Annotated in this window: 2 protein-coding genes; one reads left to right on the top strand and one right to left on the bottom strand. The window is 65.9% G+C overall.

All coding sequences use genetic code 11. The features are described from left to right. Positions 1–25: 25 nt before the first annotated feature. On the bottom strand, positions 26–799 hold the full coding sequence (locus tag M8523_RS36330) for an IS66 family transposase (protein ID WP_282589648.1): 774 nt from the start codon (positions 797–799) through the stop codon (positions 26–28). A 149-nt stretch (positions 800–948) separates the two neighbouring features. Between M8523_RS36330 and M8523_RS36325 the strand changes: the two genes are divergently transcribed. Then, positions 949–1,179: hypothetical protein (locus tag M8523_RS36325; RefSeq protein WP_282589647.1), on the top strand; the 231-nt coding region annotated here is incomplete at its 3' end.

Below are 1,179 nucleotides of genomic sequence, written 5' to 3'. Positions count from 1 at the left end.
GTAACAGGGGCAAAACTGCGGGCAATCAGGCTGGTGCAGCTCGTTTTCGGACAAGGTCTGGCAGCGGCGTGACGGCGATGACGTCTGGGACGGCGAGCCTGTCACCGAGATAGTCCCAGAAGCTCACGCCCAGCTTCCGGCAGGTCTTGGCGAGGCCGAGGAACGCGTCACGGCAGGCACGGCCATCGTCACTGCGGGTCCCGCCGCTGATCTTGCGTTTGGTCACTTGGCAGCGGATGTCGTTCTCCGATCCGTTGGTGTGGAGCGGGATGTCGGGCCGGTCGAGCACGGCCAGCAGTTCGGCCTTGTTGGCGTGGAGCCGTTTCAGCAGGCGATCCAGCATGACGAAGCCGGTCTCGCGTTTGAAGATCCGGTCGAAGCGCGCCTTCATCTCGGCCCTGCGGCGCGCCGTGGGGTCGCGCTTGAAGGCCAGCAGGTCGCGGTAGAACCACCAGATCAGGCCGCGGACGACGCGCTGGATCCTGCGCCGCTCCTCGGTGAAGGCGTCGAGCTTGTGGATCAGGCGCTCTGCGTGGACCCAGCATAGAGCGTGGTGGCCAACGTTGAACTGCCCGGCATCGTCGCTCACCACCACGGCGTCACACAGGAAGCCATGCGCCTTGATGGAGCCCCAGAGCGCCCCCTCGGTGGCGATGCCGACGGGATCGGGCAGCACCTTGAGATCGACGAGGCCGAGAGCCTGGAGGTGCGCCATGAACGCTGCTTCGTCGGCGAACTGCCGGACGGAATGGTTGGCGAGCAGCGCGGTCGCCGAACACGACAGTGAGCGCTCGCGCATGTAGGCCAAGGCCGCATCATTGATGGCGTAGTCCGTATGTCCGGCGCGCAGGCATTCGAGAAAGTTGAGTCGGCTCTTCGATCCCGTGGTGCCGATACCCGAGTAAAGTCGTCGTTGCCGATCTGCGTGCAGAAGCCGTTGCGGCTCTTGTGGCGGGCACCGGTGTCGTCGACCGTGATCCAGCGCGCCGTCTCCAGCCCGGCGCGCAGGACGTCGCGCGCCTCGTCGCGGAACAGGTCCTGTTCGTCGATCAGCAGCCGGACGAGGTGGCGCTTGGACAGGTCGATGCCGATCGACCGGACCTGGTCCAACAGACGGGCCACCGTCACCTGGCCCTGGTGATATTGCGCCAGCAGAAAGCGGTGCAGCGCGGGGCCGAA

Source organism: Lichenifustis flavocetrariae (assembly GCF_026130545.1).
Taxonomy (GTDB): Bacteria; Pseudomonadota; Alphaproteobacteria; order Rhizobiales; family Beijerinckiaceae; genus Lichenihabitans; species Lichenihabitans flavocetrariae.
This window is presented reverse-complemented; position numbering and strand designations above follow the sequence as displayed.